The 19,873-nt window shown below is 48.3% G+C and carries 16 protein-coding genes; 7 read left to right on the forward strand and 9 right to left on the reverse strand.

Translation table 11 applies throughout. The features are described 5' to 3' along the window. Nucleotides 1-41 precede the first annotated feature (41 nt). Complete coding sequence (locus tag ACNQKP_RS11045; RefSeq protein ID WP_417864784.1) at nt 42-4,139, forward strand: tail fiber domain-containing protein; 4,098 nt, start codon at nt 42-44, stop codon at nt 4,137-4,139. A gap of 40 nt (nt 4,140-4,179) precedes the next feature. Here ACNQKP_RS11045 and ACNQKP_RS11050 read toward each other — a convergent pair whose 3' ends face one another. After that, nucleotides 4,180-4,926 (reverse strand): endonuclease/exonuclease/phosphatase family protein, encoded by a 747-nt coding sequence (locus ACNQKP_RS11050; protein WP_417864785.1) that lies wholly within the window; start codon nt 4,924-4,926, stop codon nt 4,180-4,182. A 5-nt stretch (nt 4,927-4,931) separates the two neighbouring features. Further along, on the reverse strand, nt 4,932-5,921 hold the full coding sequence (gene cysK, locus ACNQKP_RS11055; protein WP_417864786.1) for a cysteine synthase A: 990 nt from the start codon (nt 5,919-5,921) through the stop codon (nt 4,932-4,934). Between the two features lie 103 nt (nt 5,922-6,024). Between cysK and ACNQKP_RS11060 the strand changes: the two genes are divergently transcribed. Then, nucleotides 6,025-6,447, forward strand: coding sequence for a PPC domain-containing DNA-binding protein (locus tag ACNQKP_RS11060; RefSeq protein WP_417864787.1), 423 nt, complete (start codon nt 6,025-6,027; stop codon nt 6,445-6,447). Nucleotides 6,448-6,450: 3 nt separating this feature from the next. Here ACNQKP_RS11060 and ACNQKP_RS11065 read toward each other — a convergent pair whose 3' ends face one another. Both ACNQKP_RS11065 and ACNQKP_RS11070 read right to left on the reverse strand, forming a co-directional pair. Next, on the reverse strand, nt 6,451-7,038 hold the full coding sequence (locus ACNQKP_RS11065) for a mobile mystery protein B (protein WP_417864788.1): 588 nt from the start codon (nt 7,036-7,038) through the stop codon (nt 6,451-6,453). Further along, nucleotides 7,035-7,505: a mobile mystery protein A gene (locus ACNQKP_RS11070; protein ID WP_417864789.1), complete on the reverse strand. Its 471-nt coding sequence runs from the start codon at nt 7,503-7,505 to the stop codon at nt 7,035-7,037. The genes ACNQKP_RS11065 and ACNQKP_RS11070 overlap by 4 nt, the downstream gene beginning before the upstream one ends. Before the next feature lie 293 nt (nt 7,506-7,798). Here ACNQKP_RS11070 and ACNQKP_RS11075 point away from each other — a divergent pair, with 293 nt between their 5' ends. The 3 genes from ACNQKP_RS11075 to ACNQKP_RS11085 all read left to right on the forward strand — a co-directional run bounded on the left by ACNQKP_RS11075 (nt 7,799) and on the right by ACNQKP_RS11085 (nt 11,056). Beyond that, nucleotides 7,799-9,277 (forward strand): nitronate monooxygenase, encoded by a 1,479-nt coding sequence (locus ACNQKP_RS11075; protein ID WP_417864790.1) that lies wholly within the window; start codon nt 7,799-7,801, stop codon nt 9,275-9,277. 112 nt (nt 9,278-9,389) lie between these two features. Next, nucleotides 9,390-9,860 (forward strand): hypothetical protein, encoded by a 471-nt coding sequence (locus ACNQKP_RS11080; RefSeq protein ID WP_226988110.1) that lies wholly within the window; start codon nt 9,390-9,392, stop codon nt 9,858-9,860. Nucleotides 9,861-9,964: 104 nt separating this feature from the next. After that, nucleotides 9,965-11,056, forward strand: coding sequence for a DegT/DnrJ/EryC1/StrS family aminotransferase (locus ACNQKP_RS11085; RefSeq protein ID WP_417864791.1), 1,092 nt, complete (start codon nt 9,965-9,967; stop codon nt 11,054-11,056). A 47-nt stretch (nt 11,057-11,103) separates the two neighbouring features. On the opposite strand, the gene ACNQKP_RS11090 is transcribed toward ACNQKP_RS11085, so the two are convergent. The 3 genes from ACNQKP_RS11090 to ACNQKP_RS11100 are packed head-to-tail and all read right to left on the reverse strand — an operon-like array spanning nt 11,104 to nt 16,054. Next, entirely contained in the window at nt 11,104-12,984 is a 1,881-nt protein-coding gene (locus tag ACNQKP_RS11090) for an acyltransferase family protein (RefSeq protein ID WP_417864792.1), read from the reverse strand. Next, the gene (locus ACNQKP_RS11095) at nt 12,972-14,822 is read right to left on the reverse strand and encodes a polysaccharide biosynthesis protein (RefSeq protein ID WP_417864793.1); all 1,851 of its coding nucleotides are present in this window, start codon (nt 14,820-14,822) and stop codon (nt 12,972-12,974) included. Before ACNQKP_RS11095 ends, ACNQKP_RS11090 begins: the two co-directional genes overlap by 13 nt. Before the next feature lie 20 nt (nt 14,823-14,842). Next, the gene (locus ACNQKP_RS11100) at nt 14,843-16,054 is read right to left on the reverse strand and encodes a DegT/DnrJ/EryC1/StrS family aminotransferase (RefSeq protein WP_417864794.1); all 1,212 of its coding nucleotides are present in this window, start codon (nt 16,052-16,054) and stop codon (nt 14,843-14,845) included. Between the two features lie 159 nt (nt 16,055-16,213). On the opposite strand from ACNQKP_RS11100, the gene ACNQKP_RS11105 reads away from it, so the two are divergent. Together ACNQKP_RS11105 and ACNQKP_RS11110 are read left to right on the forward strand one after the other, a co-directional pair. Then, entirely contained in the window at nt 16,214-16,834 is a 621-nt protein-coding gene (locus ACNQKP_RS11105; RefSeq protein WP_417864795.1) for a sugar transferase, read from the forward strand. After that, a complete protein-coding gene (locus tag ACNQKP_RS11110) occupies nt 16,831-17,469 on the forward strand; it encodes an acetyltransferase (RefSeq protein ID WP_417864796.1) in 639 nt (212 codons plus the stop codon). The genes ACNQKP_RS11105 and ACNQKP_RS11110 overlap by 4 nt, the downstream gene beginning before the upstream one ends. Here ACNQKP_RS11110 and ACNQKP_RS11115 read toward each other — a convergent pair. Continuing rightward, the gene (locus ACNQKP_RS11115) at nt 17,456-18,655 is read right to left on the reverse strand and encodes a glycosyltransferase family 4 protein (RefSeq protein ID WP_417864797.1); all 1,200 of its coding nucleotides are present in this window, start codon (nt 18,653-18,655) and stop codon (nt 17,456-17,458) included. The two genes, ACNQKP_RS11110 and ACNQKP_RS11115, sit on opposite strands and share 14 nt — an antisense overlap. Continuing rightward, nucleotides 18,655-19,782: an N-acetyl sugar amidotransferase gene (locus ACNQKP_RS11120; protein ID WP_417864798.1), complete on the reverse strand. Its 1,128-nt coding sequence runs from the start codon at nt 19,780-19,782 to the stop codon at nt 18,655-18,657. Before ACNQKP_RS11120 ends, ACNQKP_RS11115 begins: the two co-directional genes overlap by 1 nt. Nucleotides 19,783-19,873: the final 91 nt, after the last annotated feature.

Raw genomic sequence — 19,873 nt, forward strand, 5'->3', positions numbered from 1 at the left:
AAATCACTGTAATTTTCTGTCAAGAAGCCGATAAGAGAGGCATGAGCAAACGAACGTTAATGGTGCTCTGTTTGACCCTGTTCATCTGTACTTTCTGGCTCCAGTTAGGTTATGCAGCACCTTCCAATCTGACTTATCAAGGGCGAATTATTAAAGCCGATGGCACTCCTTTGGAGTACGGCAACACCAGTTTCCTTTTTGAAATCACCAGCCCCAACGGCAATTGTGTGATCTATCGTGAACAGCGCGATGGCGTCAGCATGGTGAATTCCAAAGGGGTCTTTGATGTGCCGATCGGATCGGGCACGAAACTCTTCCCGGCAGATCCTTTGTTTACACTTTTGGATTCCTTCAACAACTCTCTGGTGCACAACTGTTTTGGCGGCGCGACTTACACCGCCGGCACGGGCGATGTGCGTTTGTTGAAAGTGCAATTCCATGATGGCTCGGGCTGGAAAGTGATCTCTCCGGCCAATGAAATCCGCTCTGTTCCCTATTCTGCATACGCTCTGTCCGCTGAAAAGCTGGGAAGCAAAGTTGAAAGTGACTTCGTTCTGAAAGCTTCCGTACCGACTTGTTCTGCCAACGAGTTCCTTTCCTGGAATGGCACGGCGATGGTGTGTGCTCCGGTCAGTGGCGCTGCTGGTGGCACGGTCACGGACGTGACTTCAAGCAATTCCTATATCACGGTTGCAAACTCCACTTCGACCCCGGCATTGACGCTGAACGTGGGTTCCACCGCAGGCACAGTGGCGGCCGGCAATGACCCGCGCCTGTCTGATTCCCGCACGCCCACGGGCACTGCGGGCGGAGACCTTGGTGGTTCCTACCCAAGTCCTTCCGTAGTAAAAATCCAGGGCGTGGCTGTTTCAAACACAGCTCCCACCAGCGGCAAGTTCTTTAAACACGACGGTGCTCAGTGGGTGCCTTCGACTATTGAAATCACCGACGTGAATAATCTGTCGACGAATCTAGCGGGCTATCACACGACGGCGGCATTTAATGCGGCGGTGGGAAGTGCTAACTGCGCGGCTTATGAAACTCCGTATTGGAGTTCCGTGTCTGGATCGTTCCAGTGTCAGGCCATCAACGTTTCCGTCGCAGGCGATGTCAGCGGCAGTATTGGTGCCGTGACTGTCAATAAAATCAAAGGCGTGAATGTGGACACCACCGGACTGACCTCCGGGCAGGTTCTGAAATATGACGGCACGAAGTGGGCTCCGGCCAACGATAGCAACGCGGGCGGCACAGTCACGAATATCGCCACGGGCACAGGTCTTTCTGGAGGGCCGATTACTTCCACCGGGACTATTTCCCTGGCGAACACATCGGTTACAGCGGGCTCATACGGTTCCGGCACTCAGGTGCCAAGCTTCACCGTGGATGCGCAAGGTCGTTTGACAGCGGCTGGCAATGTTTCCATCCCCACAGCCAGCGGTTCCACAACAGGTCTTTTAACTTCAGCGGACTGGACCAGCTTTAACAACAAACTAGGCACGGCTTCGACGTTTGCGGGCGATGTCAGCGGCACGTCGGCTGCGATGAGTGTTGATAAAATCAAAGGCACGGCCGTCAGTGCCACGGCGCCGACTTCCGCGCAGATTCTGATTTACAATGGCACTCAGTACAGCCCCTCTTCAGTCAGCGGCGATGCCACGATGTCGACAACCGGCGCGGTGACTTTGAAAAACACCGGCACGGCGGGAACATACACAAAAGTCACTACCGATGCCCAGGGCCGCGTGACATCAGGGACAACATTGTCTGCGTCCGATGTTCCAGCATTGGATTGGAACAAAATCACCACCGGCAAACCAACGACTTTGTCGGGTTATGGTATCACCGATTCAATTCAAAATGCCGGCGGCACACCGAGTGTGCAATCCGGGACCGTCGCCAGCCGTCCAGCGGCAGCCACGGCGGGCAGACTTTATATTGGCACGGATGACAACTCCCTTTATCGCGACACCGGAAGTGCGTGGGTCAAAGTCGGCGATGGCGCAGGATCCAATGGTGTGACAAGCGTCACGGCCAGTGCCCCTTTGGCTTCCAGTGGTGGCGCGACTCCGAATATCACGATCACTCAGGCTAACACCACTACCAATGGGTATTTAAGTTCGACAGACTGGAACACGTTTAACAACAAACTGGGCGCGGCTTCGACGTTCTCTGGTGATGTGAGCGGCACTTCCAGTACGACCAGTGTTGATAAAATCAAGGGGAAATCCGTCACCCCGGCGGCCTATGCAACAGGCCAAACTTTGCGCTATAACGGTACGGACTGGGTGAATACACTGCTAGGCTTTGCAGATATCAGTGGCTCAATTGCCACGTCTCAACTGCCGGTGGTTCCCGTCTCAAAAGGTGGTACGGGCGTGAGTTCACTGACCGCCAATCGTCTTTTGGCAAGTGATGGCACTGGCGCCACCGTGACCGCGTTCACGTGCGCTGTGGGCCAGCTGATGACCTTTGACGCTGGCGGGGTTATGGGCTGTACAAGCTACGCTTCGTCGGGTCTTTTTGCCAATGGCGGGAATAGTTTTGGTGCCGCTGCGACTTTGGGTACTAACGATGCTCAGGCCTTGAATCTTGAAACCAACAATGCCACACGCATGACAATCCTAAGTTCGGGTGATGTGGGAATCGGAACCGCCTCCCCGACAACACAACTTGAAGTTGTGGGCTCGGCAACAACCAGCAAAGGTATTCAGGTCAATAACACAAATAGCTCGGGCGGCGCGTACTTTAGCGCCAAAGCCGGAACAAATAGCCTCAGTCTCGGCACCTGGGGTCAGGGCAGCGGCACCACCTTGACATACCTCGAATCAAACTCCAGTTGGAATTTCAAAATCAGTACGATGACGAACACAGCCATTACCTTTGCAACCAACACCAGTGGTGGAGCGAACGAAAGAATGCGCATTGATAATGCGGGCAACGTTGGTATCGGCACAGCCTCCCCGAGCTCACTGTTGCATGTGACCACGTCCGCCGCATCACCCCCGGCTGTATTGGTTCGAAACTCTTTGTCTCCGGCTCCGACGGCGACAGTCACCCAGAATTTGCACTCGGTTTGGAACACGATCCTGATTGGTTCGGCGCAGTCATTCACCGGTTCTCTTTACGGTGCAGTGAACCGCATTGAAGACAGTGCCGGACAAACTGGAAACATCACCGCAGCGATCGGTTCCGTCAACGACGTTCACCACAAATCAGTTTCCACGATGTCTAATGCAACGGGCCTACAGGCGAACGTGCAAAACACTTCCACTGGTACAGTGACTCTGGCCAAAGCAGCCTATCTGACTGTCGCCAACACCGGGGGCGGAACCATCGATACAGGTTACGGTCTGCATATCGGCTCTATAGCCGGAACGACCAAGTACGGCATCTATCAGGAAGACACGGCTTCAACCAACGTCTTCACCGGCAACACGGGTATCGGAACCAACTCACCGAACACCAAGCTGCACGTCGAGGGGAACACCTTCGTCAAAGACAGACTGTACGTTTATAACAACTCGGGCTGGGGCGCTACGACTCCGGGTATTGCTCTGGCCATCGGGGATCAGGACACGGGGCTTGAATGGGTGACTGACGGGGTTTTGCAGATTTATTCAAACAACGCCGCCCGCATGCATTTTGCGATCAATGGTAATGTCGGAATTGGAACAACGACTCCGGGATACAGACTCGATGTCAATGGAACCCTGCGCGGGTTTGGGATCACCGATTCTTCAGATATCCGTCTGAAACGTGACATTGCCTCGCTGTCTTCTTCAGAGGCCTTGCAGCGCATCCTGAAGATTCAAGGTGTCAGCTACAACTGGAAAAATCCAGAACATGGCAAGCGCCCGCAACTGGGCTTTATCGCCCAAGAGCTTGAAAAGATTTATCCAGAGCTTGTTGAAACCGATCCCCAGGGAATGAAGTCGGTGAATTACTCGCACTTGGTGTCCCCTTTGGTGGAAGCTATCAAGGCGCTGTATGAAGAAGTCAGTGCCTTGAAAGGCTCACTGGCCGACAAAGATCAGCGTATACTGGCTCTTGAGCAGGACAAAGCCCAAAAAGACAAAGAGCTGGCAGAACTGAAAGCCCGGATGGATCGATTGGAAAAAGCTGTACTTAACAGCAAATAAAGCTGACGCAGTGGAGACCCGGAAAAGAACCGGGAACCTTTTAGAGCTTGAGGGTGATTTCCAGAGGGAAGTGATCAGAGCTTACGATGGTGTGGTGAACTTTGGCTTTCACCACTTCAAAGCCGCGCACAAAGACATGATCCAGTTTCAGGATGCGCCCGTCATCTTCCAAATCCAGATGTTCAAGCCCCAGATCACGGAAAATAGATTTCATAATCATGTAGCGCTTGAAATTCCAGGTGTTGAAATCCCCGGCCAAAACAACAGGGCCGTCAAAGCGCGCGATCTTTTCAGCGATTTCGTACAGTGATGACGTGAATGCCTTTAACGTCACAAAGTTCAGCACATGCGTGCAGACGAACAGGGCTTTCTTTTCACCGAAGCTGTATTCACTAAATAAAGTTAATTTCGGTGTCAGCCAGAACAGCTCACGGGTTTTGGCGCGGATAAAGTCCACCGAATGAGGCGTCAGTTTTGAACCAATCGCCACCCCGGTGCTGGAAAGGTCTTTTTTATAATGAAAGCTCTGCGCCAGGTGCCATTCATAGGCGGAAAAATCAGATCGCCACATGGCTGGCATGCGCTGATCCAGCAAAGCTTCCTGCAAAAAAATAAAATCCTTGTTTTCGCCCAGGCGTTTGAAGTCTTGTTCAAACAGATGAGCTTTTTGTCCCTTGTAAACGTTCCAGACAAAGATATCAAACTGCGAAGGGGCCAGAGGAAGCTTGGGAGCCTCCCCGATCTTCAGCAGCACTTTTTCTTTGGCCGGAACGATAAAAGGAACCATTTTTTTTACTTCACTTTACTCAGGTAATTTTCATCCACGGTGGCAACCGGAAGACTGAGAGCTTCAGCTCTTTCCTGCTCAGCCAGCATGGTCGACAAATAACGTTCGGTCATACTTGGAATTATCACGACGATATTCTTGCCGCGATTTTCCTCTTTCGCCGCCTGACGAAGCCCTGCGCTGATCGCAGCCCCTGATGAAATCCCCACGGGGATGCCCTCTTTTTTGATCACTTCCCGAGCCACTTTCATGGACTCTTCAGAGGACACCTGTTCAACACCATCAACAACGGATCTGTCCATCACACTGGGAATAAACCCAGCTCCCAGGCCTTGAATTTTGTGTGGGCCAGGTTTGCCGCCGGAAAGCACCGGGCTTTCTGCAGGCTCCACCGCGATGATTTTGATGTTTTTGTTTTTTTCTTTCAGCACCGTTCCAACACCTGTGATGGTGCCGGAGGTTCCGACACCGCTGATGACCATGTCGACTTTGCCATCGGTGTCGTTCCAGATCTCAAGCGCCGTTGTTGCTTTGTGAATTGCCGGATTGGCTGGATTGTCAAACTGACGAGGCATCCAGGCATTGGGCGTGTTTTCGAAAAGCTCCATGGCTTTGGCGATAGCGCCCTTCATTCCCAGAGGTCCTGGCGTCAGAATGATTTTCGCGCCCAGCATCAGCAGCAGGGTGCGACGTTCCTGCGACATGGTTTCTGGCATAGTCAGCGTGATCTCGTAGCCTTTAGCGGCAGCCACGAAGGCCAAAGCAATACCTGTGTTGCCACTTGTCGGCTCGATGATTTTCATGCCCGGTTTCAGCTGACCTGAGCGCTCAGCGTCCTCGATCATTGCCAGACCGATGCGGTCTTTGACGGACCCCAGAGGATTGAAAAATTCAAGTTTAAGTAACAAACGCCCCGGCAAGTCTTTGCCGATTCTTTGCATTTCGATTAAGGGGGTTTGACCAATGGTTTTCGTGATATCAGAATATATTCTCATAAGATGCCGATCTCCGTATCTTCCATGATACTCCCGTTGCGGGACCGGACAAAGATGAAGTTTATAAATTTTTGTTTTCATTTCGTTAATAAGGGGAAATCCAATGGCAACTGAACCTTTTTCCAGCTCCAATACCAGTTACTGTTTCCGTTTGAGACCGGGTCAGGACTTAAAAAAGGAACTCTTGTTCTATTGTCAAAAGTACCACCTTCATGCGGCCTGCGTCGTGAGCGCAGTTGGCAGCGTCGATAAGGCTCATTTACGTATGTCTGGCGGCAAGGACGTTGTCGAGTTCCAGGGGCCATTTGAGATCGTGTCCCTATCAGGAACACTGGGTCCCGATGGCGCCCACTTGCATATGTCCATCAGTAACTTTGAAGGACAAGTAATTGGAGGGCATCTGATGGATGGCTCTGTGATTCACACGACAGCCGAGATCGTTCTTTTGGAAAATCATGATCTGACTTTCCACCGTGAAGTGGACGGACATACCCAATACAAAGAGTTGGTTATTAAAAAACGTTAGGCACTAGCTCTTCGCAAAATGCATAAGCGGCTCATAGTCCCCGCTTTGATCCGCTTTTTTCAGACTGCGAATATATTCTTCCCGCAGTTTCCCCACCTGAGTCAGGCTTGACCGTCCCCAGGTAAAACGAGCCACTCCGTGATGCTGTAAAAAAAGATCCGTCATAAGGCGGGCACAACGTCCGTTGCCGTTGGGAAAAGGGTGAATATACACAAGGCGATGATGGAAGCGGATGGCAATTTCTTCAATTGAAAAAGTCTGATGCTCAAGCCAGTACTTTACATCTCCAAGCAAGACACCCAAATCGTTCTGAATCGCCTGTGGCGTAACGCCGATATTCGTCTGCCGCACGCGAAGCTCCCCAGCCCAGCTCCAGGTATCTGCAAACATTTTCTGATGCAAGCGTTTAAGCCCCGTCAGGCTGAGCAGGTCTTTTTTCAAAGACCGACTGGCTTCTGCCCACAACAGGGCCCGCGCGATATTGGCGGCCTCAAATTCATCCAGTTCCCCATGTGTGGTCAAACCCGGGATCAGACCGCGCAAGGTCTCGTCGTCCAAAGGTGTGGCTCCGGGGATTTCCTGGATTTTCATTTTTTCCGGCTCCAGATACGGCGATCTTCATTGCGCAGCAACTGCTGGGCAATTTCCTCTGTCAGTTCTTTTTGTGCGGATTTGGAGGTGGATTGCATCTCAAGGCCCATCGAATGCTCGCTGGACTTCACGATTTCATCTGCGACTTTAAAAGCCTGCGCCTCTAAGGTCTTTTGCAGCCCCTGCTTCGGAACAAAACAATAAACGAAGTCACAGTTCATAGCTTCCGCTGCCTTTCTTAAAGACTCCAACGTGACCGTCCCTGCCACTTCGTTCTTTTCGAGCCCTTCGATTCGCTGTTTGATCACACCCAAACGTGTCGCCAAGTCGTTCATCGACATCCCCAAGGCCGTACGGATTTCACGCACCCAACCCGTTTTGGGTGCTTTTAAGGCACGAACTCCTTGCGCCGCAGCAAACTGCCGGTCCAACTGAGCTCTTCGCAACTTTGCGGTTTTGGATTTCACTAGGCCCCCATTCGTCTATCTATAGGTAGATATAATACATCATATCGTCTATTTTTAGATAGACTTAAAGATATATTTTATCTACTTAAAGGTAGACGTTTTTACTGATTATAGAGGGAGCTGATTGAAGCTTTCTAAAAAACTCTATTGCCCCAACCCGGCCTTGGTCAATAGATATGTAAATTATATGTAAATACTAGACCTTTTGGACCGCCGCCCCGAAACGAACATAAAATTAACCCGAGTGGCTTTATATGTTTGATGCCTACTTCGCCCCCCGATAGATTGCTCGGATGCAATTTAATCATCCGATCGTAATACAAGGTGGCATGGGGATCGCAGTCTCTGACTGGCGTTTGGCAAAGACAGTTTCACAAACAGGCCAGTTGGGCGTTGTTTCTGGAACTGCGATCAATTCAGTTCTGGTTCGTCGTCTGCAAGATGGTGATGCTGCGGGCGACTGCCGCCGTGCTTTGAAAGCCTTCCCTTCCCAGGAAATCGCTCAGAAGATTCTGGACACATATTTCATCGAAGGTGGTCGCCCAGCGAACCAGCCTTACAAACGTCCTCCGATGTTCAACCTGGAATCTCCAAAGGCCTTGTTACAGCTGACTGTGGCCGCAAGCTTTGTTGAAGTGTGGCTGGCGCGTGAAGGTCACAATGGTTTGATCGGCTTGAACCTTTTGGAAAAAGTGGTTCTGCCAAATCTGGCGTGCCTTTATGGGGGCCTGCTGGCGGGTGTGGATTACGTGATCATGGGTGCGGGTATTCCGCGTGAAATCCCGGGGGCTTTGGATCTGCTTGCTCAGAACCAAAAAGCGACTTTGAAAGTTCCGGTCGCGGGTGCGGCTGAAGATGGCATTACATCTTTTGATCCGCAGTCTGTGATGGAAGGCACTGAGCTTGTCCCACTCAAACGCCCTTACTTCTTCCCGATCGTTTCCTCTGCAATTCTGGCAGCGAATCTGAAAAAGAAATCCACAGGTCGCGTCGACGGCTTTATCGTGGAAGGTCCTTTGGCTGGCGGCCACAATGCGCCTCCACGCGGTCCAATGAAACTAAACGAGCGTGGCGAGCCGGTTTATGGAACTCGCGATGAAGTGTGCTTGAAAGAAATGGCGGCTTTGGAGCTTCCGTTCTGGATGGCGGGTTATTATGCGACTCCGGAAAAGCTGGCTGAAGTTCGTGCTCAGGGTGCTCACGGAGTTCAAGTGGGAACTTTGTTTGCCTTCTCGGAAGAATCCGGCGTGAAGGAAGAACACAAGGCCCAGGCTTTGAAGAAAATCACGACCGAAACGGCCCCTGAAGGAGGCTGGATCTTTACCGATCCTCGCTCTTCACCAACAGGTTTTCCATTTAAGGCCGCTCGTCTTTCAGGAACTATTTCTGAAGAGGCTCTGTATCTTTCCCGCAAACGTATTTGCGATCTGGGTTACTTGCGCCATGCTTATCAAAAGCCCGACGGCAGTGTGGGTCAAAGATGCCCTGCTGAACCGGTGAATGATTATGTTAAAAAAGGCGGCTTGGAAGAAGACACTGTCGGACGCAAATGTCTGTGCAATGCTTTGATGGCTGACGTGGGCATGGGGCAAATCCAGGCCGGCGGCGTGGAAGAGCAGCCTTTGTTGACGGCGGGTGATGACTTGAACAATGTCGCTCGTATGCTTCGTGGGAAGAGTTCTTACAGTGCGAGGGATGTTGTGGCTTATCTGTTGGGCCTTGATGGCACGGCACAGGTTGCAGTTCAAACTGAGGCCCCGCTGACAGTTTAAGTTTAATAAACTGTCGAAATTTTTGACTGTTGCCACTCAGCTTGAAACAGGTTGTTCTTTTATATGGAGTTCTTTATTCGATTGCGGATAATGAACTTCAGCGGAGGACTTCATGAAGAAGTTAATGGCAGCAGCGACGTTGTCTCTATCAATGATGATTACCACTTCTAACGCCCTTGCCGACAATGCCATCGGTATTGTGCTGGGCGATCCATCGGGGATCTCAGGACGAGCTTCCCTGGATGGACAGCATTCCATCGAAGGCGCCCTGGCCTATGCCACGGGGGACCATTCCGGACTTCATATTCACGCCACGTACCTTTGGGATCGCGCCCGGACTTTTGCTGTGCAAGGAGGCGGTCCGATTGAGATGTATTATGGCCTTGGGGTGCGGTTGATTAACTTCAACAAGGGCGAGCACGATGGCGAGCTGGCCATCGGTCCGCGGGCCCCGCTGGGGTTGCTTTATAATATTAATAATCCGGACATTGAGATCTTTGGGGAGCTTTCCGTCGCGGTGGATTTGACGCCGGAGACGGATGTGGATTTGGACGTGGGTATTGGGGTGCGGTTGAGGTTTTAAGACCGACCAAATCGACGCATCGCACGTCACGATTCCCCCATCGGCAGCTTGAGTTTTGGGTCAATTATCGACAAGATACTAGTCCTATCCAAAAGGACTATGTCATGGAATTTATTGATCTAAAGTCACAGCAAAAAAGAATTCAAAAACAGATTCAAGAAAGAATTAACACCGTTCTTACGAATGGTCAGTACATCATGGGTCCTGAGGTGTTTGAACTTGAAGAACGCCTTGCAAAATACACTGGCTCTAAACACTGTATTTCTAACGCCAACGGCACCGATGCTTTGATGCTAGCCTTGATGGCTATCGGGATCAAACCGGGCGATGAAGTCATCACAACTCCTTTCAGTTTCTTTGCCACCTCCGAAGTAATCAGCTTCTTTGGTGCCGTTCCGGTCTTTGTGGATATCGACAGAGAAACTTACAATATCGATGCAAGCCGTATTGAGGAAAAGATCACCAAGAAAACCAAAGCGATCATTCCTGTCAGCTTGTACGGCCAGTGTGCTGACTACGATGCTATTGAGGCTATCGCTGCAAAACACGGTATTGTGACCATTGAAGATGCGGCGCAGAGCTTTGGCGCCACTTATAAAGGTAAAAAATCCTGCAATTTGACGACGATTTCCTGCACGAGCTTCTTCCCATCCAAACCTCTGGGTTGCTATGGCGATGGTGGCGCTTGCTTCACTAACGACGACAAAATTGCAGAGAAAATCAAAGTTCTAAGAACGCACGGTCAAGCTAGAAGGTACTATCACACCGACATCGGCATGAATGCCCGCCTTGACACTCTTCAGGCTGCGATCCTTTTGGCTAAAATGGAAATCTTTGATGACGAGATTCAACTTCGCCACAAAGTGGCTGCTCGTTACAATAAGCTATTGGAAGGTATTGCTCCGATTCAGCGTATCTTGCCTGAAAACACTTCAGCTTATGCTCAGTACACGATTGAGGTCGACAACCGTGACAGCTTCATTGAAAAGATGAAAACACTGGGTGTGCCTACAGCGGTTCACTACCCGATTCCTTTGCACTTGCAGCCGGTTTATGCGGGTCAATATCAGAAGGGTTCTTATCCGAAGTCCGAGCTGGCTGCGAGCCGTGTGGTGAGCTTGCCGATGCATCCGTATTTGGATGAGGCGTCGCAGGATGAAGTGGTGAAGGCGGTAAAGGTGGCGCTTCAGATCTAAGCAATCGAAATCTATTAATTCGAAAAGGCGTCCCGAGGACGCTTTTTTTATTTAAGCAGGTTCTCGCCTTTGAAATACTTTTCTGCCAAAGCTGCTGAACCCAACTGATTCAAGTGATTGTTGTCCATATAGACCGTATTCCCATTTAAGTAAAAACCACCGTCAAGGTCTTTCGTCAAAGAAGCTATATCCATAACCTCCACATCATGCTGTAAAGCCATCTGACGTAGAACTGTATTAGCTCGCCCGGTATAGGGGCCATGTTTAACTTCCACGGGAACACCCAATTTCCTAACCTTGTCCATGCGAAAAGGATCCGAAGTAAGCGCCGGTATTTGCGAAACAACTAAAACCCTCTTCCCAGCCTTCTTCAAAGCCTCGAGTGTTTTCTCGAATTTATTTGTAAAATCAGGATCATTGTATTCACTGGGCTCTATTCCGAACTGAAAATCCCAGCGTGCTGCGATTACTATTGTATCGTATTTCGCAATGTTGTTCTGAACATAACTGAGCAACTCCTGACAGTCCTTACGCGAACCCACGGGAAGATAATCCACATCAAATCCGAGAGCAGGACCACAGGAACTTGCAGACACCATCATTGCCGACCAACCGTTAAGATGCCCTAGCTTATCCATGAAGTAATGCAAATGAGCGGCATGCGAATCCCCGAAAATCAAAATTCCTGGCTTCTTGGATATGTCTCCACGAATACAGTTTTCGCCAAACTTAAAATGACAAACCTCCTCTCCCCCATAGGTGCTAAGAAGAGGGCTCACATCATTCTGCAACGAAAGGTACTCTGCGCCTCGTAGGGCCACGACAATAACGATCGTCGGAACTACAAGACAAGATGCCAAGGTGTTTGCAAAACTCATTTTTAAGTTACGCACAGACTGTTCAACCGTATAGTACGAAAAAACTGAACAAACATAAGTAAGAAAAACTGCCACAAAAATCCAGGTTACAGGAAGATCGCGCGCACCAAACATATACCGCATGTAAGCCAGAATAGGCCAATGCCACAAATAAAGAGAGTAAGATATCTTACCAAGATGGCTGAACAATGGACTGGACAACACCGCCACTACTACCCCTTGATAATTCGTCATCCCTACAATCAGAAGTAAGGTGCCCACCACTGAAGGAAGAGCATTCACTCCGGGGAAGCGTACACTCTCTCCAAGCAGGACGAACGAGCCTAAAAGCATCACTATCCCTAACAAACAGGAAAGATTACTCAAATAACGCCCAAGACCATTAAGAGGCGAGTCCTTATTCACCATCAGAATAGCAACTCCAGCCCCAAGCAGCATCTCACCGTACCGTGAAAACAGAGAATAATAAGCAAGCGGTTTGTTGCTCTTTATCTGAAGTAAGTACTCACCGTAGACAAAGGAACAAATTACCAGAACAACAAAAAGACTCTTTTTCCAGCCATTCCGTATCTTGTAAGAAAGCCCAAACAAAACTGGCCAAAAGAAATAAAATTGCTCCTCTACTGCCAGCGACCATGTATGCAATAAAGGCATCTCAGCAGATTGAGGTCCAAAATAGTCCCCACCTTTGCCGAAGTAAACATTAGAGCAAAACATAAGGAGATACTTGATTGACTCTTTAAAATAGCGAAAATCTTTGGGCGTCAGAACCAAAACACCCAAGAGCACGGTCGCGGCCACCAATGCATAAAGCGGAGGCAAAATTCTTTTCATTCTGCGAATATAGAATGACTTAAATGAGAAAATTCCGGACTCCTTCTCACGCACAATAATGCTGGTAATTAAGAATCCGGACAATGCAAAGAAAACGTCCACGCCAGCAAAACCGCCTGGAAGCCATTGAGCATTTAAGTGAAATACGATAACTGCAACAACCGCAATGGCCCTTAATCCATCAATCTCAGGGCGGTACCTGATCACTGATGACACTGATACTCCGGAACTAGCTTTTTCAGAATATCAAGCACAGCAGCCTCATCACCAGCACCACATGCTTTGCGCATCTGTCCCAGAGACTCCATCAACTGTCCAAGCTCAATTGATTTCTCTTCGGCAGTCATTATTCGAGGGTGCGACGTCCATGCAACATTATCCCCGATCAAAAGTTCTTCATACAATTTTTCACCTGGGCGGAGTCCAGTAAACTCAATGCTTATATCTCCTTGCCCAGTTTCAGGATGACGTACTTCAAGACCACTCAATTCAATCATTTTACGGGCCAAATCAACGATCTTGACCGACTCGCCCATATTAAGAACGAAGACATCCCCACCTTTACCCATTGCCCCAGCCTGCAGCACGAGCTGCGCCGCTTCCGGTATCGTCATAAAGTATCGAGTTACTTCAGGGTGAGTGACAGTTACTGGACCACCGTTCCGAATCTGCTCTTTGAATAAAGGCACCACGGACCCCGAAGAGCCCAGGACATTTCCAAATCGCACCATACAAAAGCGTGTCGAATGGGATTTATCCTGAGACAACCCCTGCAAGACCAGCTCAGCCAGACGCTTTGAGGCACCCATCACATTTGTGGGTCTCACAGCTTTATCCGTTGAAATCAAAACGAACGTCTCAACTTTTCCTCTTGTAGCCGCAACAGAAGCCGACATAGTTCCAAAGACGTTATTCATGACACCGGCAATAATATTCGCCTCAACAAGAGGGACATGTTTATATGCCGCCGCATGATAGACGGTTTGGACACTATATTGACAAATAATTTTCTCTAAGTGCTCGGTATTAAGAACATCACCCAATACTGGTATCACCTCAAAATTAATCCGGTGCCTACTTATATCCTGTTCGATGCGATAAAGAGCATATTCTGCCTGCTCAAACAGAATCAACTTACGTGGCGTATTTAGAATGATCTGACGGCACAACTCAGAACCTATGGAGCCCCCAGCCCCGGTAACCAAAACCACTTTGTCTCTAATACAAGATTTAATAAGGTCTTCAAAAGGCGGTACCGGATCACGCCCAAGTAGATCCTCCACCCCCACCTCACGAATATCCTCAATCCTGACACGACCATCAACAAGCTCGCCCATTCCAGGCAGCGTCTTAAGAATGACCCCTTCACGTTCGAATTTCTGAATAATTTCCTTACGGCGCGTGCGGCTTGCAGAAGGCATGGCAATTAATAACTGCCTGCACTCTTTGGCCTTCATAACATCAATCGCTTCCATTGGGTCGAAAACTCGAATCCCTACAACATTGGTGCCTTGCACTTCAGGATTGTCATCAAAGAATGCAACCGGGCGAAACTCTGGCCCCGACATTAATGCCAAAGCAGTCTGCAGCCCGGCACGACCAGCGCCATAAATAGCAACAGGTTGACGGCGATCTTCGAATCTTTCAAGGCTTCTCATCAATCCTCGTGCTAGGAAACGGCTTGAAGCTATATAAGCAATAGCGATAATCCAATAAATAATCAAAGAAGACCGGGGAATGGAAGAAGCTCTTCCCATGACAATAACAGCCGTCAACAATAAAACAGAAAGTGTGACTCCATAAAAAACGGTATAGATAATCTTATCGTCAAGATAACGGATAACAGCTCGATACAATCCGATTCTTATAAAAATAGGGATTGTTACAAATGGAACCACAAAGAAAAGCCAAATATAACTTTCCACATCAGGACTCAGAGTTCCCATGCGCAATGCGACTGAAGACCATAATGCCAATGGCAGAAGAACTAAATCGCTAAATAACATCAGCAATATTTTTATTCTTCTAGGCAATCCGGCTAGTCGCAAAAACATAAAAACCCAACTTCCCTATTCTATTCCACAGCTACATTCATCACTTTAGTAACAGCATTGATCAAGTCAACCGCATAACCCGAGTCCAGATTCGGATGCACCAGGAACATCAGACTGTCTTCTCCCAATTTTTTCGCGTTTGCAAATCGATAAGACGGACCCAGTTCCGCTTTCTTAAATGCTTGCTCCAAATAAATCTCACTGCAGCTTCCGGAGAAACATGGAACTCCTTCGGCATTAATTGCCGCCATTATTCGATCCCGATTCCAGTCAGGCCTCAAACATCCCGACTCCACCATCACATAGTACTTGTAGTAAGAATGGTAAATCGTTTCATCCGGAACGTGCACAACGAGCCCTTTAATTTGAGCGATACTTTGAGTGATTTCGGATGCCAGTTGGCGCCTTCTCTGGATCCAACCTTCAAGTTTTCCCAATTGAAGACGCCCAACCGCCCCCTGAATTTCGGTCATACGCCAGTTAGTTCCAAAGCTTTCATGCAACCAGCGAAATCCCGGAGGGTGTTTACGCCTGAAAACAGCATCAAAACTTTTTCCATGGTCTTTGAATGCCCAGAGCTTTTCATACAACTCGGTATCATTCAAAAGAAGCATCCCACCTTCACCAGTAGTGGAGATGATTTTATCCTGACAAAATGAAAAGGCCGACATGTCGCCAAAAGAACCAGCAAATCGCCCTTTGTACTTTGCCCCGTGACTTTGAGCACAGTCCTCAATGACCTTCAGGTTGTGCTTTCGTGCAATTTCCAGGATCGCATCCATATCACAAGGCCAACCAGCCAAGTGAACTGCAATAATAGCCTTGGTCCGGGGACTGATTACCTTCTCAATTTCCGAAGTAAGAAGATTCTGCGACTGTAAGTCGACATCGACCAAAATGGGGGTCGCTCCCACACGAACAATACAACTAGCTGAGGCAATGAATGTACGACAGGTCGTAATGACCTCATCACCATGCCCAATTCCATAACCGATAAGAGCCAACTCCAATGCAAGTGTACCATTGGCCAATGCAATTCCGTGCCGCATCCCATGATAATGCGCAAACTCTTCTTCAAACTGCCTCGTTTCTGATCCAGTCCAATAATTTACTTTACCCGATTTAAGTATCGAAACCGTTTTTTCAATCTCATCTTGATCATAAAACGGCCAAGGCGCAATAGCCGCATTTCTAACTGGGGCTCCCCCATCAATTGCCAAAAGGCTCTTCATCACTATCCCTCTTTAAGACTAAGCCCCAGAAGCATAATGGAAAAAGATCATTGAGTCCTCAAAATACCTAACAGATGCATGCAAGATGCGGCGCGCGAGAAGACTTGTTTGGCGATTTATTTTCCTATAGCCTAAGACTTCTTCATCCTAGGGAGATTTATGAAACGGGGCTTTGACCTCACCTTGGCCTTATTGTGTTGCATTCTACTTGCTGTACCCATGGCTCTGACCTATTTGGGGGTAATTCTTTTTCTTGGGAAACCTGCTATATTTTGCCAAATTCGCCCAGGGAGATACGGCAAACCTTTTAAAATGTACAAATTCAGAACTATGACGGACGCGCGCGACCTGTCGGGGAACCTACTTCCCGACTCACAACGCCTTACCAAGTTCGGCCTGTTTCTTCGCCGCACCAGTCTTGATGAGCTGCCTGAGATCATTAATGTCCTAAAGGGCGAGATGAGCTTTGTCGGCCCCCGCCCACTACTGATGCAGTACCTTCCACACTACACACCATTCCAAGCACGTCGGCATGAGGTTCTACCTGGAATTACCGGTTGGGCCCAAGTGAACGGGAGAAATTTGTTAAGCTGGGAGGATCGCTTCAAACTTGATGTCTGGTATGTGGACAATCATGGATTGTCCCTTGATATTAAAATCATTCTATTGACTGCATGGAAAGTTTTCCGAAGAGAAGGTGTTGCTGCTAAGAACTCGGAAACCATGACTCCATTTGTGGAAGCCACCGATACTAATACCAAAAAAACGGATTTAACATGACGAAGCAGATTGTCATTTTCGGCTGCGGTGGCCACGCCAAAGTCATCGCGGATGTTATTCAAGCAACAGACAGCTATACAATCGCTGCCTTTTTCGACAACTCACCAAAAAATTCCGAGTTTTTGGGGCGCCCTGTCTTTTCTGATCTTCAACAACTTGCCACTTTCTGCAGAACCAAAAACATAACTCATGCAGTAATTGCCATCGGAAACAACAGCACCAGAAGAAAACTGACACTGGATGCTACCCAAATTGGCCTTGAACTTCCAGTGCTTATCCATCCAAAGTCTGTCATATCCATTTCAGCCAAGATCGGCCCAGGGACAGTAGTTATGCCAGGGGTCATCGTCAACTCAGATGCCATCATTGAAAACGGCTGCATCCTTAACTCCGGCGCAGTAATTGAGCATGACTGCGCCGTCGGAGCATTTTCCCACATCGCCCCAGGCTCAGTACTTTGTGGCGGAGTCACTGTCGGCGAACTGACCCTTATCGGCGCCAGATCTGTAGCGATTCCTTTGATTAGAATTGGATCACGATCAACTCTAGGAGCAGGTTCCGTAGTTGTCAGAGATATTCCTGAAAATTCTTGCGCAATGGGAAATCCCGCAAAACCTAAAATCAGGATTGATTAGCAATTAATTTAAGGAACTTTTGACCCGTAACCTTGTGGTCATGATTATTTATCAGGAAACTATATCCCCGGTCCCCCATAGAAAATAAATACTCCGGGGTATTGCCGATAATCTTTTTCACTTCTTGAGCAACCTCACCAGGGGTTCCATCGGGTATAACAAATCCAGCACCAGCATCAGCTACTGGATTCCTAGCCACATCGCCAATAAAGATAACCGGTTTCTTTGCCAAGAAATAGTCAAAGAGCTTATTAAAACTAATACCAAACTTATAAAGCGGAGAATTGTGCGCAAGAGCAACGGCAAAGTCCGATTCCGCAACTTTACCAAGTACCTGCTTACGAGAAAGCGCTCCAAAAAACGTAATATTTTTTAGCCCCAATCGCATCGCCATCGACTCTAATCCTTTTCTCTCGGGACCATCACCATATATTGAAAAATGAACGTTCACTTTGGATATTTGAAGCTTACTAGCGACTTCCAACAAAAACTCAATCCTGTTCGCCGCCCCAAGACTACCTGCATAAACAATTTCTACAGGTGCAGAATCGACCGAAGCTGAGCTAAATTTCGGAATAGATGCCGATGTGTCCACCCCTTGCCCAACCCAAACAATCTTTTCCGATGGAATTCGATGTGCCTCTGAAAAATACAAACCCGCTAGAGGCATCAATACGACAATTTTTTCAGATCTCCGTGAAAGCAAACGCTCAATCCAAAACATCACCTGCACCATTGGATGAAATCGACTCAACCCACCAAGATCAATCAATGTCTGTGGCCACAAGTCCCTCACCTCATATATAAAACGCACGCGTCTCAACTTCGCTGCCAGATATGATGTAAAAGCCAAGAAAGGCTGGGGGCTGGATCCCACCACGACATCTCCAGGTCGCAAGTTCCCCACGAGATAGAAGAATCCTTTTAGTGCACACTGGATATGATTAAAAAGACGGCTGATCTGCCCACTATAACGTCTGCCTTTAATAACCTTAAATGTGACACCGTCATGAACTTCAGTACTTTGGCTCCAAACTAGCTTTTCCCGGCTATTATAGTGAATATCTGAAGTAACAATTTCAGACCGGTAGCCCTGACTAACAAGATATTGCGCCAAATAAAAATGCCGCAAACTTCCGCGGTCAGTAGGCCTCAGCGCAAACTGATTTACAAATACAACCTTCACTACTTCCTCTGGCCCGCCGCGAATCTCTTTATCATCCCCAAAAAACCCTTGTTCAAATTTTCAAAAATTCGACGGTTTGATGGATACTCTTTATAGGATTTTGGCTTTTCAGACATTATTCGATCAAATTCCATTTCAGAAAGACCAAACTTTTTCAAAACATACTCTTTGTCACGCACAAGCTCGTCAGCCCGATAAAGCGGCATTGCGAGCTCCTTCAAGGCTTCATCCCGAGTCATCTGACCAGAGAGGATAAGCGAAGACAAATGAGGTCTTCTTTTGTCATACCCGAACTTCTTAGGCAAAATATACGCCTGATAAAATTTCGTGAAAATGGATTCGTAGTGCTTCCCTGCGTACGGGACCCAGTCAAACTCCCTGCGGAACAACTCCATTGCCTCATTTTTATTGTAAGGCGCATAGTTTAGAACCTTCACAAATTTGATGCCTCTAAAAAAGACAAAGTAGACCATATGTAATAGCCCATAATGAGGGAATGTCTTAAGTTTTACCTTACCGAAGATTCGATGAAGGCCCTTAATATGCTTCCAATCTTTATTGTCATAGAGCCACGAAGACGGCATTACCCCCTCCGTTTCCAAATTTCCGCCGCTGATCAAATACTTTACGCCATACTTAGAAGCCATTTTATAGAGCAGGGCCCCAATAGCGTGGTCAGTCGGGGCCTCAATATTGGCCACGCCAGCGCGGATGAACGAAAGCTGAATATCGCGAAACTCGTTCCAATCTATCACGTAAGTATAAAGATCAATACCCAACTTCTTCATAGTCTTTTCAATGTTAGAAACAGCCAATTCTGAGTTCCAACCATTATCAAAATGAATGGCCAAGGGACGCAATCCCATCTGTTTTACCTTATAAGCCACCATTGTGCTGTCAACGCCACCACTGACACCGATCACACAATCATAAGACTTATCTTTTCCATCGGCTTTGATGGTCTCAACAAGGTCCGCCAGCTCTTTTTGCCCTTGAGGTCCGTGCTTTAACTCCACCAGCGCCCGCTCATCGTATCGATGACAGTGGTTACAAACTCCCGCACTATCAAACTTAATTTCCGGATCAGATGTATCCATTATACAACGAGAACAAACTTGATATTTCATATGATCAGACTTTCGGATCTCTCAAAGATTATAGCCAACTGTTCAATTTACTTTTGCCCACAAAGAACAGTTGATTTTTAAAGATGCCCCA

The organism is Bdellovibrio bacteriovorus, assembly GCF_048286975.1.
In the GTDB taxonomy this organism is placed as follows: domain Bacteria; phylum Bdellovibrionota; class Bdellovibrionia; order Bdellovibrionales; family Bdellovibrionaceae; genus Bdellovibrio; species Bdellovibrio bacteriovorus_H.

Bases quoted from the DNA above. Each gene is read 5' to 3' on its own strand.
- ACNQKP_RS11095 (WP_417864793.1), bottom strand. From the start codon at position 14,822: ATGTTTTTGCGACTAGCCGGATTGCCTAGAAGAATAAAAATATTGCTG.
- ACNQKP_RS11065 (WP_417864788.1), bottom strand. From the start codon at position 7,038: ATGAAAATCCAGGAAATCCCCGGAGCCACACCTTTGGACGACGAGACC.
- ACNQKP_RS11045 (WP_417864784.1), top strand. From the start codon at position 42: ATGAGCAAACGAACGTTAATGGTGCTCTGTTTGACCCTGTTCATCTGT.
- ACNQKP_RS11105 (WP_417864795.1), top strand. From the start codon at position 16,214: ATGAAACGGGGCTTTGACCTCACCTTGGCCTTATTGTGTTGCATTCTA.
- ACNQKP_RS11120 (WP_417864798.1), bottom strand. From the start codon at position 19,782: ATGAAATATCAAGTTTGTTCTCGTTGTATAATGGATACATCTGATCCG.
- ACNQKP_RS11110 (WP_417864796.1), top strand. From the start codon at position 16,831: ATGACGAAGCAGATTGTCATTTTCGGCTGCGGTGGCCACGCCAAAGTC.
- ACNQKP_RS11085 (WP_417864791.1), top strand. From the start codon at position 9,965: ATGGAATTTATTGATCTAAAGTCACAGCAAAAAAGAATTCAAAAACAG.
- ACNQKP_RS11060 (WP_417864787.1), top strand. From the start codon at position 6,025: ATGGCAACTGAACCTTTTTCCAGCTCCAATACCAGTTACTGTTTCCGT.
- cysK (WP_417864786.1), bottom strand. From the start codon at position 5,921: ATGAGAATATATTCTGATATCACGAAAACCATTGGTCAAACCCCCTTA.
- ACNQKP_RS11100 (WP_417864794.1), bottom strand. From the start codon at position 16,054: ATGAAGAGCCTTTTGGCAATTGATGGGGGAGCCCCAGTTAGAAATGCG.
- ACNQKP_RS11050 (WP_417864785.1), bottom strand. From the start codon at position 4,926: ATGGTTCCTTTTATCGTTCCGGCCAAAGAAAAAGTGCTGCTGAAGATC.
- ACNQKP_RS11080 (WP_226988110.1), top strand. From the start codon at position 9,390: ATGAAGAAGTTAATGGCAGCAGCGACGTTGTCTCTATCAATGATGATT.
- ACNQKP_RS11075 (WP_417864790.1), top strand. From the start codon at position 7,799: ATGCAATTTAATCATCCGATCGTAATACAAGGTGGCATGGGGATCGCA.